At 47.4% G+C, this 14,479-nt stretch carries 14 protein-coding genes; 7 read left to right on the forward strand and 7 right to left on the reverse strand.

Annotation, left to right across the window (positions count from 1 at the left end; all coding sequences use genetic code 11):
- Window positions 1-38 precede the first annotated feature (38 nt).
- On the forward strand, window positions 39-479 hold the full coding sequence (locus BLS14_RS14185; protein WP_090952406.1) for a GNAT family N-acetyltransferase: 441 nt from the start codon (window positions 39-41) through the stop codon (window positions 477-479).
- 232 nt (window positions 480-711) lie between these two features.
- On the opposite strand, the gene rlmN is transcribed toward BLS14_RS14185, so the two are convergent.
- The 4 genes from rlmN to BLS14_RS14205 form a co-directional block, all read right to left on the reverse strand.
- Window positions 712-1,806 carry a dual-specificity RNA methyltransferase RlmN gene (rlmN, locus tag BLS14_RS14190; protein ID WP_090952410.1) on the reverse strand — a complete coding sequence of 365 codons (1,095 nt, stop codon included), beginning with the start codon at window positions 1,804-1,806 and terminating at the stop codon, window positions 712-714.
- A gap of 176 nt (window positions 1,807-1,982) precedes the next feature.
- The gene (locus BLS14_RS14195; RefSeq protein WP_063565896.1) at window positions 1,983-3,347 is read right to left on the reverse strand and encodes a sodium-dependent transporter; all 1,365 of its coding nucleotides are present in this window, start codon (window positions 3,345-3,347) and stop codon (window positions 1,983-1,985) included.
- Between the two features lie 88 nt (window positions 3,348-3,435).
- Window positions 3,436-4,845: a sensor histidine kinase gene (locus BLS14_RS14200; protein WP_143021543.1), complete on the reverse strand. Its 1,410-nt coding sequence runs from the start codon at window positions 4,843-4,845 to the stop codon at window positions 3,436-3,438.
- Complete coding sequence (locus BLS14_RS14205; protein ID WP_079697558.1) at window positions 4,838-5,518, reverse strand: response regulator transcription factor; 681 nt, start codon at window positions 5,516-5,518, stop codon at window positions 4,838-4,840. The genes BLS14_RS14200 and BLS14_RS14205 overlap by 8 nt, the downstream gene beginning before the upstream one ends.
- 211 nt (window positions 5,519-5,729) lie before the next feature.
- Between BLS14_RS14205 and BLS14_RS14210 the strand changes: the two genes are divergently transcribed.
- Window positions 5,730-6,683 (forward strand): hypothetical protein, encoded by a 954-nt coding sequence (locus BLS14_RS14210; protein ID WP_090952417.1) that lies wholly within the window; start codon window positions 5,730-5,732, stop codon window positions 6,681-6,683.
- Between the two features lie 225 nt (window positions 6,684-6,908).
- Window positions 6,909-8,258, forward strand: a complete 1,350-nt coding sequence (locus BLS14_RS14215; RefSeq protein WP_090952420.1) for a hypothetical protein — start codon at window positions 6,909-6,911, stop codon at window positions 8,256-8,258.
- Between the two features lie 74 nt (window positions 8,259-8,332).
- Here BLS14_RS14215 and greA read toward each other — a convergent pair whose 3' ends face one another.
- On the reverse strand, window positions 8,333-8,809 hold the full coding sequence (gene greA / locus BLS14_RS14220) for a transcription elongation factor GreA (protein ID WP_063565893.1): 477 nt from the start codon (window positions 8,807-8,809) through the stop codon (window positions 8,333-8,335).
- Window positions 8,810-9,070: 261 nt separating this feature from the next.
- On the opposite strand from greA, the gene BLS14_RS14225 reads away from it, so the two are divergent.
- From BLS14_RS14225 to BLS14_RS14240, 4 genes are all read left to right on the forward strand, one after another.
- Window positions 9,071-10,246, forward strand: a complete 1,176-nt coding sequence (locus BLS14_RS14225; protein WP_090952422.1) for a DUF6688 domain-containing protein — start codon at window positions 9,071-9,073, stop codon at window positions 10,244-10,246.
- A 132-nt stretch (window positions 10,247-10,378) separates the two neighbouring features.
- On the forward strand, window positions 10,379-11,251 hold the full coding sequence (locus BLS14_RS14230; RefSeq protein ID WP_090952425.1) for an arylamine N-acetyltransferase family protein: 873 nt from the start codon (window positions 10,379-10,381) through the stop codon (window positions 11,249-11,251).
- 83 nt (window positions 11,252-11,334) lie between these two features.
- Window positions 11,335-12,018: a 4'-phosphopantetheinyl transferase family protein gene (locus BLS14_RS14235; protein WP_176854526.1), complete on the forward strand. Its 684-nt coding sequence runs from the start codon at window positions 11,335-11,337 to the stop codon at window positions 12,016-12,018.
- A 237-nt stretch (window positions 12,019-12,255) separates the two neighbouring features.
- Window positions 12,256-12,570 (forward strand): hypothetical protein, encoded by a 315-nt coding sequence (locus tag BLS14_RS14240; protein WP_024629712.1) that lies wholly within the window; start codon window positions 12,256-12,258, stop codon window positions 12,568-12,570.
- 184 nt (window positions 12,571-12,754) lie between these two features.
- On the opposite strand, the gene BLS14_RS14245 is transcribed toward BLS14_RS14240, so the two are convergent.
- Window positions 12,755-14,236 carry an MDR family MFS transporter gene (locus BLS14_RS14245; protein WP_090952431.1) on the reverse strand — a complete coding sequence of 494 codons (1,482 nt, stop codon included), beginning with the start codon at window positions 14,234-14,236 and terminating at the stop codon, window positions 12,755-12,757.
- Window positions 14,233-14,469, reverse strand: a complete 237-nt coding sequence (locus BLS14_RS14250; protein ID WP_072733826.1) for an MbtH family protein — start codon at window positions 14,467-14,469, stop codon at window positions 14,233-14,235. The genes BLS14_RS14245 and BLS14_RS14250 overlap by 4 nt, the downstream gene beginning before the upstream one ends.
- Between the last annotated feature and the right edge of the window lie 10 nt (window positions 14,470-14,479).

Raw genomic sequence — 14,479 nt, forward strand, 5'->3', positions numbered from 1 at the left:
CCAGAATAGAATTAGGATTGACTAAAGGAGAAACATTCATGAATACAACTATTGTTGAAGCTAATAACCAGGAATTGCTCGACGCCTGCTTCGCCATTCGTACCGCTATTTTTGTTGAAGAGCAAGGGGTGCCTGCAGAAGATGAATTCGACACCTTTGATGCATTGGATACGGAAGCAAAACATATCCTGCTCTACGTAGACGGCGTTCCTGCCGCCTCTTCCAGACTACGCGTGGTCGAAAATGTTGCCAAATTGGAACGGATCTGTGTCATGATCGATTATCGGAAACATGGACTTGGTCGTGTGCTGATCGATAAGCTGGAGCAGATGGCTCTCGCTCAAGGGCTTGAGAAGGCCAAGCTGCACGCACAGGTACAAGCCTCCGGGTTCTATGAACGTCTCGGATACACGGCAGTCTCGGACGTATTCATGGAAGATGGCATTCCTCATCTGCTGATGACCAAGAACTTAAAATAAATATCAAAAAGAGCATTCTCAAAGTTCAAGAACAAGACTTTGGGATGCTCTTTTTGGTTTCTAATGAACCCAGTCAGTGCTATTAATGGAGATTCAACCATTTTGGGATTGTAACGAATCGTACAAACCTTATTTTCTGTTTTTGCAACCTAACTTGCACCTTCTATGTCAATTTGACTGCAATAACGTGACAAAGAAGCCAGGCGTTAACCTGACTTCTTCTCTTGCATCCTTATCCCAAAGCCAGACGACCTGGCTGAGATTCGGCGGCGTTATTTTTCATCTGTTTACTGCGCAATTGTCCGCAGGCCGCATCGATATCGGTACCATGTTCCATGCGTACAGTTGCGTTAATGTTATTCTTTTTCAATGTATCATAGAAGCCCAGAATGGACTCTTCCGTACTCCGTTGATACTGACTGTGCTCATCCACCGGATTGTACGGAATCAGGTTAATACTGACCATACTCTTGCGGCTGGACAACAGTTCAGCCAGTTCGGCCGCATGTTCACGCTGATCGTTAACGTCCCGAAGCAAAATATACTCAAACATAATACGCTTGTTCGTCGTAGCCAGGTAATAATCCACTGCATCCATCAATTGTTCAATCGGGAAGGCCCGGTTGATCTTCATGATATGTGTCCGCAGTTCGTTATTCGGTGCGTGCAGGGAGATCGCCAGATTAACCTGCAGACTGCTGTCTGCAAATTCCTTGATCTTGTCAGGCAGCCCACTCGTGGATACGGTGATCCGTTTGGCCGCAAGCGCCAGTCCTTTACGATGCTTGATCACTTCAATAAAGTCAGTCATGTTCTGGAAATTGTCAAACGGCTCGCCAATTCCCATTACGACCACGTTAGTTACCCGCTCGCCTTGACCAGCTGCATCAAGATACTGTTGTACATGCATAATCTGTTCCACAATCTCACCACCGGACAGATCGCGGCTCTTCTTGATCAGCCCGCTCGCGCAAAAGCTGCAACCAATGTTACATCCCACTTGAGTAGTTACACATACAGTGAGACCGTATTTTTGGCGCATTAAGACCGTTTCAATCAGATTACCGTCCTGCATACGCAGCAGAAATTTCACGGTGCCGTCTGCGGATTCCTGCTTCACATGTTCACTCAGCGAGTTCATCGTGAAGTGCTCGGAAATGACATCCAGGCATTCCTGACGCACGTCCGTCATGTCTGTAAAATCGTGCACACGCTCCTGATATAACCATTCCCAGATGCGGGAAGCACGGGATTTCTTCTGTCCGTGCTCCGGCAGCCAGTCACGTAGTTGCTCTAATGTTAATCCATATATGGATGATTTAATCATGTTATTGTCCTCTTTTCGCAAAAAGCATATGGCTTATCGGTCTATCGAAAAAACCTCTACTCTGTATTGTCCCAAAATTGACGAGGGAACACAAGGGCTTTTGCATTTCTTCCAAGAGGTTTTATCAATGGCAAATCTGCACAGTAGCTTACTTCTCCACTTCAATTCCCAACCGTTTAGAAGTGAATAATACCGGAGGTGTGCAGCAGAACCAGAAGCACCAGGATTGGCGCTATATAACGCAGCATGAACAGCCATACCCGGAACCAGCCTGCACGCAGGCCGGAAGCTTCGGCTGCCTTTTTCCAGAAGTATCCGGCAAAAATAGTAACGAGCAATCCACCAATCGGAAGTAAAATGTTGGACGCCATAAAGTCCATCCAGTCGAACACACTCTTCGAGCCAATCTTCCATTCAGGGAATAACCCGAGCGACAATACCGAAGGAAGCCCAACGATGAAGACCGCAAGTGAGATGGTCCATACCGAACGACTCCGGCTCCAGGATAGTCTCTCCATGAAATATTTCACCGGAACTTCCAGCAAGGATACAGCCGAAGTTAACGCCGCAATCGCTAGAAGCACGAAGAACAACCCACCAAACACGAAGCCCAGCGGCATAGCCGAGAAGGCTGCAGGCAGAGCCACAAAGATCAGCGACGGGCCCTGATCTGGTGCAATCCCGAAGGAGAATGTCGTTGGGAATATGATCAGACCGGCAATGAATGCATAGATCAAGTCACCCGCACCGACAGCAATGGTTGCTGCACCGAGCGATTGATTTTTATCAACATATGAACCGTATGTCACGAGAATACCCATACCCAGCGATAGGGAGAAGAAAGCATGTCCAAGCGCAACAAGCGCAGATTCAGTCGTAAGCTGCGAGAAGTCAGGATTCAGGAAGAAGGAAACTCCCGCACCAGCTCCTGGCAAAGTCACTGCACGAACCATCAGGATAATGAGCAGAACGAGCATCGCTGGAATCAGCACTTTGTTAAACTTCTCGATCCCATTCGATACCCCTTTGGCTACGATCCAGCCTGTAATCAGAACTGAGATCAGCTGCCACACAATCGGCATATAACCGCCTACAAAGTCACCAAATTGCCCAGCATAGTCAGGATTGTTATACAGCGTGCCGCTGAATGACGTCACTGCGTATTGCAGCGTCCAGCCTGCAATGATGACATAAAAGGAAAGAATGATAAACGGCGTCAATACTTGCAGCAAACCAGCCGCAAGCCACCCTTTTTGCCCACCTGCCTTGATAAAGGCTGTTGCCGCGCTACCTCTGCCGCTACGACCAATCGCAAGTTCAGCCAGCAATACAGGCAGACCAATCAACAGGAGACAAACGATAAAGAGCAGGAAAAACGCCGCTCCCCCATTCTCTCCCGTAATATAAGGAAACTTCCACATGTTGCCGAGGCCCACTGAACTACCAATGGCAGCCAGGATAAATCCGGCCTGTGAGAAGCGTTCACCTTTGCCCGGTTCGTCTTGATTCAAATTGGAATTACTGGACTTACTGAAATTCATTATATCTACTCCATCTGTTCTAAGATTTTCCGTTATTATATAACAGTCATCCACTCAGGTCATTCGAAAATCGAAATTAATCGAAATGTTATTTATTTACAGGAATGTCTACATTAAATATGCTGCCTTTGCCTTCTTCGCTTAACAAAGCAATCTGACCATGATGGGCTTCCACTATCCACTTCGCAATCGCAAGCCCTAAACCGTGTCCTCCCGGACCACGTGTACGTGATTTGTCCCCACGATAAAAGCGATCGAAGATTCGCTCCACATCCTCCGGCCTGATGCCAACGCCCGTATCTGCTACAGACAAATGGAAGATAGGACGTCCATCTTTATCCCGATCCGACAGCACCACGCGAACCTCCCCACCCCGTGGAGTAAACTTCACAGCATTATCCAGCAAAATGGTCAGTACCTGTCTCAGTTTCTCCGGATCGCCATTGAGAACCATCTTATCAGGCCCTTCCAGCTCCATTCGAATGCCCTTTGCCGCTTTGAGACGCCGAATGGATTGCATCGTCTTTTCGGCAATCGGACGAAAATCGAAATCCCGCTTGACCAGTTCAAGCTCATCCGAGTCAGACCGTGCCAGAACGAGTAGATCTTGCACCATACGTGTCATTCGCCTGATCTCATCTTTCATGTTGGAAAGGGTTCTTCTGGCAAAAGAAGGTGCGTCCTGTCCAAGCTCCAGCTCAAGGGCGTTAACGGATGCCAGCAGCACGCTCAGCGGAGTGCGCAGCTCATGAGAAGCATCTCCTACAAACTCACGTTGTCGATTGTAGGATTTCACAATAGGAACCATCGCTTTACGGGACATCAGCCAACCGATGAGACAGGCAATAAATACAAACAGAATCGCCAATAAAATTAGCAGCATTAGCAGCCTGTGCAGCAGTTTGTATTGCGGCGTTACATTAATACCCGCATAGAGCGTCATTTCTGGACCATTCTTGGTCAGCACATTCTGGCCGGTTACCATCAGATGGAGAGTCGATGGTGCAACGGGTGCAGCATCTTCCTCTCCGTTATCCAATACATCTGCGGGAACGCTCAGGCTTACCTCCTTAATCTCCTTGGCACGTGGTTTCCAGTCCTGTACAAGCCCCAGAAGGTCTGAACGCATCCCCGGGAACATTTCATTGCCTGAGATCACTTTGCCGTCCGAACCGAGGACATAATAGAAGAACTGGTCACTGCCCGATCCCCATAACCTTCGATTATCCAGCGTATCTCCGGCCTTGCCTTCTTGCATATTCTTTTCCACCAAAGCCCGCTCAACCGCAACGAGAGAGAGAAGATTATCCTTCTGACCATTGATGACAATGTAAGATAACAGAACATAGACCACGCCTACAAATAGTGCAAGCAGCACAATCGTCAGACTGCTGTATGTGAGGGTAAGTCGACCCTGCGTACGACCGAACAAATTTTCTTTAGTTCTTCCTGGGTGGATGCCTTGTTCGTCTCTACCTATTCGTTTTCTATTATTCAAGCTTGTAGCCCACCCCTCGGATGCTATGGATCAGGTGTTGTTTGTTGAATAGCTCAAGCTTTTTGCGCAGCAGCTTTATCGTGGCATCCACAATTTTGGTCGAAACGTCCGAGTCGTACCCCCAGATCCGTTCCAGGATTAATTCGCGGCTGAGAGTAGCGCTCTTGTTCCGTAACAGCAGATCCAGCATCTGAAATTCACGAGGGCTTAACTGGATGACCTCCTCTTCCATACTCAGCGTCAGGCTGGAACGATTCAGATACAGACCATCCAGCTCAGCAACCTCTTCCAGCAGCGGTGCATAATTACGGCGACACAAGGCTCTCAGCCTGGCTTGAAGCTCTTCCAATTCAAATGGCTTCACCAGATAATCGTCTGCTCCTGCATCCAATCCTTGAACCCGGTCACACAGCGCATCCTTGGCGGTTAACATCAGGATTGCTCCAGCATAGCCGTTCTCTCTTAATTTCTTGCATACGGATAGCCCTGTCCATCCAGGCAGCATCCAGTCCAGTACAGCCACATCATAATGAGAATCCATGCAATAGTGATAGGCGTCTTCCCCATTTTCCACCCATTCTACAGTCCCAAAGCCGGTTTTCTCCAACATATGAACAATCAACTCACCCAACAAGGAATCATCTTCAGCAAGCAGTATGCGGTGTGTAGTCAATGTGAACCTCCTAAGAAGCAGTATGTGATAAAGACGAGCACGCCAACCCTGCCCGGTTTAATTTTCAAACATTCTCGCACTTCCAGATGGTCCGTGTCCAATACATCGCGTTTGTAAAAATACCCCAGTCTGTCTTTCTCCGTTTTTTCACCTTTCGGGATTACAGTAAGGGTGCAACAAAAAATAAATCAAAATTAGGAGTGAATGTACAATGAAAAAATGGATTCCTGCCATGCTGGGTGCAACGATGATCTTCTCTGCCACATCGGCTTCAGTATTTGCCGCCACCCCGACCGCTGTAACTCAAGTCTCTGCTGCAACGAATGCCAAGGTGAGTTCGAATGGATATAATATCAGTCTGGATCAGAACTCCCTGTGCTCCAATACATCGCTGCAAAAAGTACTCGGCCTGAGCAAAACGGAATTGCAAAAGCAATTCCAGGCTGGTAAAACGTTGGCGGATCTGGCTAAAACAAAGGGCGTCAGCACAACTAAAGTAACTAACGCCTTGTTGCAGCCACAGCTGACCAAGCTCGCAAGTGATCAGAAGTCCGGCAAGCTCACGCAAGCCAAAGTGGCTTCTATCAAGACAGACCTGACCAAGCAGCTGAATAATTCCCTGACCAAAAAAGTGACCACCGTAACGACGGTAACAACAACGTCTACGACCACTTCAACCACATCCAAGACGGCTGCGGCTACAGCAAAATCAACGGATACCACGTCATCCAATAACCTGACTAGTCTGAATAAATCTGCCGCGGCATCTGCACTCAACCTGTCGCAAACGGAGTTGAATCAGCAAATCAAGGCTGGTAAATCCATCGTTGATATTGCCAAGGATCAGGGCGTAGACAAGAGCAAAGTCATTAATACTGTCGTAACCAAAGAAAAAAGCTGGGTCACTTCTCAACTGAATGAGTCCTGGAAAAACACGACCGGTACTTTAACCACAGAGCAGCAGCAATTCAAGGACAGCGGTTATTTGGCCAAGGCTGCCCAGTTGTTCAACACATCCGCAGATGAGCTGCAAACCCAACTGAAGAATGGAAAAACGTTAACTGCGATTGCCAAAGAAAAAGGCGTGGATTCCAGCAAACTGACTGAAACACTCCATACCTATGCCAAACAGCAAGTAACCGAGCAATGTAACCAAGCCAGCTAATCGCCTTCCCCATTAACCCCAAACTACCACCAAACCATAAAAAGAGAGGGTCCTGTTCACAGGACCCTCTCTCCATCTATTGCATGATACATCTTTTCACTTCCTTGGCTTTCAGCAAACTTTAAGCTTCCATCCAATTAAAACATGACCCAAAATTCATCCCTTTTTCAGCTTGGTCACCTATACTTGCACCAATCTCAATCGCCCATGCTGAGGAGGAGAAGGATGAACACACTGAGCTACAGAGATCCAAATACCCGATGGAACAGGCATTTCTGGCTGTATGCGGCTCTAATTTTCACTGGCGGTCTATTGCTGCGTTTGTACCTTGGAACACAATTCAGGGGTTATATCGGAGATCAGTCCCTGTTCGTCGATTGGATGAATGCCGTCCACCAATACGGGGTTCGTGAATCATACCTGTATGGAAAAGATCAGAACTATCCCCCATTGTTTATCTTCATTCTGGGGTTGTACCGCTGGATACTGGGTGGGCTCGGCATAACCGCCTCAGCTGGCAATCTGTCCATGAAAATACTGCCTATCGCCTTTGATATGCTGTCCTTGGCGGTCTTGACTCTTACATTCAAAAAGCTAAGCTCTGGCAAACGTTTGGTGCTGCTTGCAGTTCTTTCCTTCAACCCCGGTCTGCTGGTCGACAGCGCCATGTGGGGACAGATCGACATCCTGCACAGTACATTAATGGTGCTGTCTACCGTTCTGCTGCTATGTAATCCTCTATTGGCGGGTGTATTGTTCTCCGTTGCCCTGCTGGCAAAGTTTCAGGCGATTGTCATTGTTCCGGTGATCGGTATTGTATTACTACGCCAGCTTTATCACAGGCGATTTCGCGGCACGTTTCTATTTGTAGCAGGATTAATGATGGCTATCCTGCCTGTGCTTCTCTATTTTGCTGCAAACGGAACCCTCGGCACCATGCTATCCAACGCCTACGGAAGCGCCGTTAATATGTATCCGCAGCTTTCGCTGAACGCCATGAATATCTGGTATCACCTGCTTGGTGATCCGGGAACCAGCGATGCTACGGTGTTGTTTGGCATAGTAACGTATAAAATGTTTGGTCTGCTGCTGCTTGCCATTGCCGTGGTTGGAGTAGCGGCCTATCTACTGCTGATTAAGGAAATTCGTATTCCATCCCTGCTCATTGCAGGTGCAGCGGTGAATCTCGCCTTCTTTATGCTGCCAACGGAAATTCATGAGCGTTACAGCATACCTGCTTTGTTATTCTTGGTTCTAGTTCCGTTCTTTGAACGTAAATGGATGTACGCTGCAATCACCTTCTCCCTGACTACATACGTAAATATTGCCATGATCATGAGCACGGGCTCTGGTGGCGACTTTGGAGCTGAGGAAGGGCTATCTCGCATCGGTGGTGAGCATGGTAACTTTGGCGGAGGACATGGAGCGAGCTTTAGCATGCACGGTTCGGGACTGACCAATGACTTGATGTACAGCATGGGTATTTCCATTGCGATGATCCATATCGTGATCCTGCTCTGGGTTGTATTTGCCATGACCCGTGAAATTCTGGATGGACGAAAAAAACGTAGCTGAATATTATTTTGCAAGAATAAAAAAGAGGTGTTCCAACAGCCATTTCCATGGTTGCCGAAACACCTTTATTCCCATTAAATTTTAATTTCAAGCAACTCATATTTGATAATGCCCATAGGCGCATTGACATGAATGACACTGCCTACTTCTTTGCCCATCAGTTCTTTGCCAAGCGGGCTTTCGTACGATATTTTGTTATCAGCAACATCCGCCTCGGCCGGACCAACCAGCATGTATTCAATCTTCTCGGCGAATTCGATATCATTAAGCAGAATAGTTGAGCCAATGCTTACTTTGTTCGAGTCGATATTGTCCGAAGTGATGACTCTTGCTTTGGTCAGCATTTTCTCCAGAATCAAAATGCGGGTTTCCATAAAAGCCTGATCATCTTTGGCTGAATGATACTCACTATTTTCCTTCAGGTCACCGTAACTGATCGCGAGTTTCAGACGCGCCGCCAGTTCCTTACGCTTCACCGTCTTTAATTCCCTCAGTTCGTCCTCCAGCTTTTCCAAGCCTTCCTGTGTCAAAATCACTTCATCATTAGCCATTTTTTCCATCTCCTAATCTTGCTTTCTATCTATATTCTAACCTATATCCACTCCAAACGGTTAACATACCAAGAAAAAGAAATAACGCTCCCATTGATGGAAAGATGTGTATGCGTAACCTTTACTGTTACTTACTATATATAGGTAATAAACCTAGAATCATCTCAATACGATGTCGCATTTTTTCTATAATGGTCATTATTGCCATATAAAGTCTTCTAACCTACAATAGACGATACTGCTATCGAAGGAGGAAATATTTTGTATGCAACGATTCAAATCATAGGACTCTTCCTGATCCTTCCTGCTGCCTCCGGGTGGATTATGTTGAATAGTTTCCTGAAAAAGGCTTCGGAAAATGGCCGAAAACTTCTCAAGGTGTTCGAATTTATTTTTCTGACCATCACTCTATTGCTTTTCGCAGCAGGTCTTGCAATAGACAGTATGGGTGTTCAGGGAGGAAAACCCTTATCCATGTATGAAGACTCCGGCCTGATGGCATCCAATTACGCCACGCTGGATCACCGTAGTCTTCTTGTCCTTTTGGTCACGTTATTGCTTGGCTTGCTCGCTTATTTAGCAATGTTCACACGTCCAGGTAAGCTCTCACCGATCATTTACACCTTATGCAATAGTATCCTTGTATTAAATATCGTTTGGGGTATCGTCTATATCACGCATACTAGCATTGCTTGGTACACCGAGACGGGTATGTTCTTGATGTTTGCTGTACTTCTGTTGCAGAGCAGCTATCTATCACTTATCTTCCTTTATATTGGTCGGTTGAAACGTTCATGGGATGGCTTTATCGAGGCTACTCTGGTTAAATATCAAACGTCTATGGATATGGAGCATTTACCAAAATGGCAACGACTGCTATACCGGTCTATCATTCGCTTTCATTCCGCCCCGATCGTGTGGACCATTCTGATGTTTCCCATACAGCTTGTTATACAATTGATCCTTGTTCTGTTTGGACAACGCCCGGATAGCGCCATTCGCGTATTTCTGGATACCAGCAGCTTCAATTACTCCAGACTGCCGGCTCCACCGCCAAATATGATTCCCGGTGATGGGCACTATCTATGTACAGTTGCAGCCGGTGGACATCAAAAATGGGTCAAACCCGTGCGAGCAGGCATACGACATGGCCACATCATTCACGTTAACCGGCAACTCATGATCGCCAACGCATTCGAGCATGTTATGGAGCAGTATACACCGCGGTTCCATGGCTTAGTTCGAGGTTTGTACAATCGCTATGGATATCCAATTAGTAAACATATTCGTTCCAAATGGACCGCCGATATCGTCTATCTATTGATGAAACCGCTCGAGTGGCTATTCCTCATCGTCCTTTATACAACAGACGCTCACCCTGAAAACCGAATTCATATCCAGTACAGTGAGATGCGAGGAAAATATACACGTTTCTAGAAAAACGGAATTTTAACTGTACCGGTACAATTGAACCAAACCAGTGTATTCATTTCATCCGTTCACTTTTACAATGAATTCAGGGCAGCAGCAATTAATAATACGCCCACTACATGACTCGAGGTGATCTGGATGAATGTTACATTGACTCCATCTGAAATACAGGCCTACCTGAAACGGATAGGCATTCATAATATCAAGGAACCCACCCTGGAATTCCTATCCGAAATCCAGCAGGCACATGTGCAGCATCTATCCTGGCAAACGGTCGATATTTTTGCAGGTCGGCCTGCGGGCATTGATCTTCAAGAATCGGTCCAGCTTATATTGCAAGGCCGCAGTGGTTACTGTTTTCATCTGAATGGCGCATTCAGCGTTCTGCTTCGCTCTCTGGGATATACGGTGCATTGGCATCGTGCCGGAGTTCAGCCATATGGAGAGCAGCCACGTGTGAACTCGTTCCATCTCGGTCTGTCGGTCTCTTTGCCAGATGCAGACCCGAATGTGGAACGTTGGATTGTGGACGTCGGTCTGGGCGGCATGCCCTTTGAACCGCTTCCTCTTCGTTATGGAACCTACGGTTCGGCGCCATTTACGTATACATTAATGCCTTCATCCGTAGCTCCTGGCGGATGGCGACTTGAATATGAGCCGAACGGGCCAAGTGAGGGTGTCGACTTCGCTCCCGAAGAGCTTACCAACCTGGAGGAGTTCATTCCCAAGCATGAATTCTACAGCCAGTCAGCCGATTCGCCTTGGCATAACACATTTTTACTCCGTCAGAGGCATGCTCTCCAAAGCAACGAACTACGTGGATGTATGCTCCGGACGCATGACCGTGAAGGTATCCGCAAAAAGGAAATTCAAACCTACACCGAGTGGAAAGACGTATTGGCTGAGAAATTCCACGAACCATTGGTGAATTACACAGAAGTGGAACGCAAAGAAATGTGGGGACGGGTACAGGCTGCACATGAAGAATGGAAAAGAACAAAGCAGGTATGAAGCGACACGCGCAGACCCGATAAACCGATGATTATAAAGGTAAGTGTGCAATCCATGCCGAATACATCGTCAGGTGATAAATGATGATAACGATTCAAATTCTTCAAGTTCCGGCAGAATTGCCGGAGTCATACTGGAATCTTTTTCTGTCGCGAGTATCTGAGGAAAGACGAGGACAAGCTTCACGTTTTGTACATCAGGCGGACGCCTATCGCTCTGTTCTGGGTGAAGTGTTGACCCGTGTGGCGCTGAGCAAGTTGACTGGCCTAAGGCCGGGAGAGCTTTCGTTTACCCGTAACAAATACGGCAAACCTTCCCTCAGTCACCATGCTGATGTTCAATTTAATGTCTCGCACTCCGGCGATTGGATTGCTTTAATCTCTGGCGGTGACGCTGCTCTGGGTGTGGATGTTGAAAAAATAGCGCCTATCGACATGAAGATTGCGGAGCGATTCTTCTCTCTCACAGAGAGCCAATTTCTGGCTAGAGAGCACGCTGAGATGCAACTGGAGACCTTCTACCGACTATGGACGCTGAAGGAAAGCTACATCAAGGCCGTCGGCATGGGCCTGTCCATGCCACTTGATTCATTCTCCATGATCCGCAATGCTGACGGGAACTGGCACTCGCCAGAAGCAGCCGCATATCCATTCCTCAGCCTGCGGCTGGATCACGGTCATATGTTAGCAGCTTGTTCCGCAGGAGAAGATTTACCCACCCAGCCGGATGTCATCACAATCGAAGGGTTGTATCAAGCATTATTATGAAGGAGGGGTTACAAACCCCTCCTTCATTTTTTACATTTTATCAAAACGTGCATTAATCCCTTTCCGAACCATAATTTTCAAAAAAATGATTAACATTCTGTCCAGTTAATGGTACTATAGGACCAAAAGGAAGAGAAGTAGGTAATATAGATCAGGTATTTATAACTATTTTCTACAGTACATACTTGTTAATGCTCGATTCTCTCTCCATTTATTATTTTAGAAGGAAGTGGACAAATGCATATCTTTTTGCAAAACAATGCAGGTGTGACCAAAAACGTTAAGGTTGGTTTCAGCTGGACAACACTCTTTTTTGGATTTTTTCCTGCGCTTTTCCGTGGTGATTTGAAATGGGCTGCCATCATGTTTTTGATTAGTGTTGCTCTTGGAGTCTTCACTGTGGGCATCGGAGCTTGGGTTAGTGGAATCGTATTCTCCTTCGTTTACAACAAAATTTACATTAAAGAATTGCTGGAAAAAGGCTACCGTCCTGCAAATGCTGAGTCTCAAGCGGTTCTTGAGAGAAATCAGATTATTGCTCGAGCAGCATAAACTTAGAAAAGAATGTAACAAACATAGCAATTTAGATTTTATTGTAGATTGATGAACTAGCACGCATGTAGAAATACCGAAAAGTCCCCGGCGAACCCGCCAGGGACTTTTTAATATTCAATGGACTGCATTCACGTACTCCTGATCTGAAGAGATATCATGTTCAACTGCCAGGCTACAGGACTTAACCTTTCGATTGTACAGACGATTCCTGCGTCAATGGTTGAGATTTCTTTTGCCTCCGGAAGAGACCGTGACCACTGGATTTTCGTATCGTTGCTGCCGCATCAGCATCGCTGATTTTCAGGGCAAAACATAGGCCAATTAACAAAAACGCAGCAGCCCCCAGTAAAGCCAAACGGTACGCCAGCATATTCGGCTCCATCGCTCCAGCCGCAGTAACCGTCGTTGTACCTACGCCAGCCAGAACAGCAGACAATAAAGCCATTCCAATGGCGGAACCCAGCCGATTTTGCACCGTGAACCAGGTGGAGGCTCGTCCCATGGAAGGAGGCGGTATTCGGGCAAAAGAAGCAATCTGTACCGCACCTACCGTCTGCCCCAGGAAGATCCCCACGCCGAACAATAATGAACGAATGAACCACGGATTCGTATCCACTGTAATCTGACTAAGCGTAATGAAAATCACCGCCGTGCAGATCAAACCCATGGATATCAGCTTACGCGGGCCCAGCCGCGGATATGTCCAGGGCACAAGCTGCGAAGCGATCATAAGTCCCAGAGCTTCAGGGAATGTGGTTAGTCCTGTCTCCAGCGCAGAGGCGTTAAGCACGTTTTGATACATCAGCGGAAATACATACAACATGCCCAGCAGACCCGCTGCTCCACATACCGACACCAGACCCGAATAGCGGAATAAACGGTCTTTCAGCAAATGGAGATCAAGCAAAGGCTGCTTCGCGCGCAGTTCGGCAAACACAAGCAACGTGAGCAGGATGATTCCCGTCAGACCAGCTCCAATAATAAGAGGGGAAGTCCACCCTCGCAGTGGACCCTGACTAAGAGCGTACATCGTCAGAGCGAGTCCTGGGGCAGATAATAACCACCCCGGTACATCCAGTCGACCGGCTCCCTGTTCTTTGTGCTCCTTCAGATAAATCATTCCGAAGATTACCGCTGGAATGCCTACGGGTAGATTCACATAGAAGATCCATCGCCAAGAGAGCTGGTCCACAATCAATCCGCTCACAATCGGCCCTAGGGCCGGGGCCAGCGCGATGGGCAGTACGAGCATTCGAGATACCTTGGCCCGTTCCTGGGGAGGAAAGGTTCGAAACAGCATCGCCATCCCTACAGGAGTAAGCAGACCACCCCCTGCACCCTGCAAAATGCGAAAGAACGTCAGCGTACTTAATTGATCGGCCGTCGCACACAATGCAGAGGATACCGTAAACAGTGCCAGTGCCGATAAGAAAACTCGTTTCGTTCCCCATCGATCACCGAGCCACCCGGCGACAGGCAGGAATACAGCCAAACTCACCAAATACCCCACATTCAAGGTACCCGAAGCAGCCGGGGGAATCCCCAGCTCCTCACTAATGGTTCGTAATGCTACGTTCAAGACCGTTCCATCCATAGCCACCATAAACATCGCTAACACATAGACGATGATGACAATGACCTTGGGATTCAGACCGAATTTCATCTGCTAGCCTCATGAACGGCTCCAGGCATACCGATTTCATCACAGAGGCTTAACGGTTTCAGATCTGTCCATTGCTCGGCGATATAATCGAGACACACCCGGCGCTTGGCCTTGCCAAGCATCACGGTCCAACCTGCGGGTACTTCAAGGGATGCAGGCCAGAGGGAGTATTGCCCCTCCTCATTGATTAACACCAGATAGTTGCTGTCTTCATATTCAAATGGGTTGCTCATCGCCTTATCC

It is taken from the genome of Paenibacillus sp. OK060 (genome assembly GCF_900101205.1).
GTDB classification, from domain to species: Bacteria; Bacillota; Bacilli; order Paenibacillales; family Paenibacillaceae; genus Paenibacillus; species Paenibacillus marchantiae.

Coding starts and splice junctions, on each gene's coding strand:
- BLS14_RS14230 (WP_090952425.1), top strand. CDS start 10,379: ATGAATGTTACATTGACTCCATCTGAAATACAGGCCTACCTGAAACGG.
- rlmN (WP_090952410.1), bottom strand. CDS start 1,806: ATGATTAAATCATCCATATATGGATTAACATTAGAGCAACTACGTGAC.
- BLS14_RS14210 (WP_090952417.1), top strand. CDS start 5,730: ATGAAAAAATGGATTCCTGCCATGCTGGGTGCAACGATGATCTTCTCT.
- BLS14_RS14185 (WP_090952406.1), top strand. CDS start 39: ATGAATACAACTATTGTTGAAGCTAATAACCAGGAATTGCTCGACGCC.
- BLS14_RS14235 (WP_176854526.1), top strand. CDS start 11,335: ATGATAACGATTCAAATTCTTCAAGTTCCGGCAGAATTGCCGGAGTCA.
- BLS14_RS14250 (WP_072733826.1), bottom strand. CDS start 14,469: ATGAGCAACCCATTTGAATATGAAGACAGCAACTATCTGGTGTTAATC.
- BLS14_RS14215 (WP_090952420.1), top strand. CDS start 6,909: ATGAACACACTGAGCTACAGAGATCCAAATACCCGATGGAACAGGCAT.
- BLS14_RS14240 (WP_024629712.1), top strand. CDS start 12,256: ATGCATATCTTTTTGCAAAACAATGCAGGTGTGACCAAAAACGTTAAG.
- BLS14_RS14245 (WP_090952431.1), bottom strand. CDS start 14,236: ATGAAATTCGGTCTGAATCCCAAGGTCATTGTCATCATCGTCTATGTG.
- BLS14_RS14195 (WP_063565896.1), bottom strand. CDS start 3,347: ATGAATTTCAGTAAGTCCAGTAATTCCAATTTGAATCAAGACGAACCG.
- greA (WP_063565893.1), bottom strand. CDS start 8,809: ATGGCTAATGATGAAGTGATTTTGACACAGGAAGGCTTGGAAAAGCTG.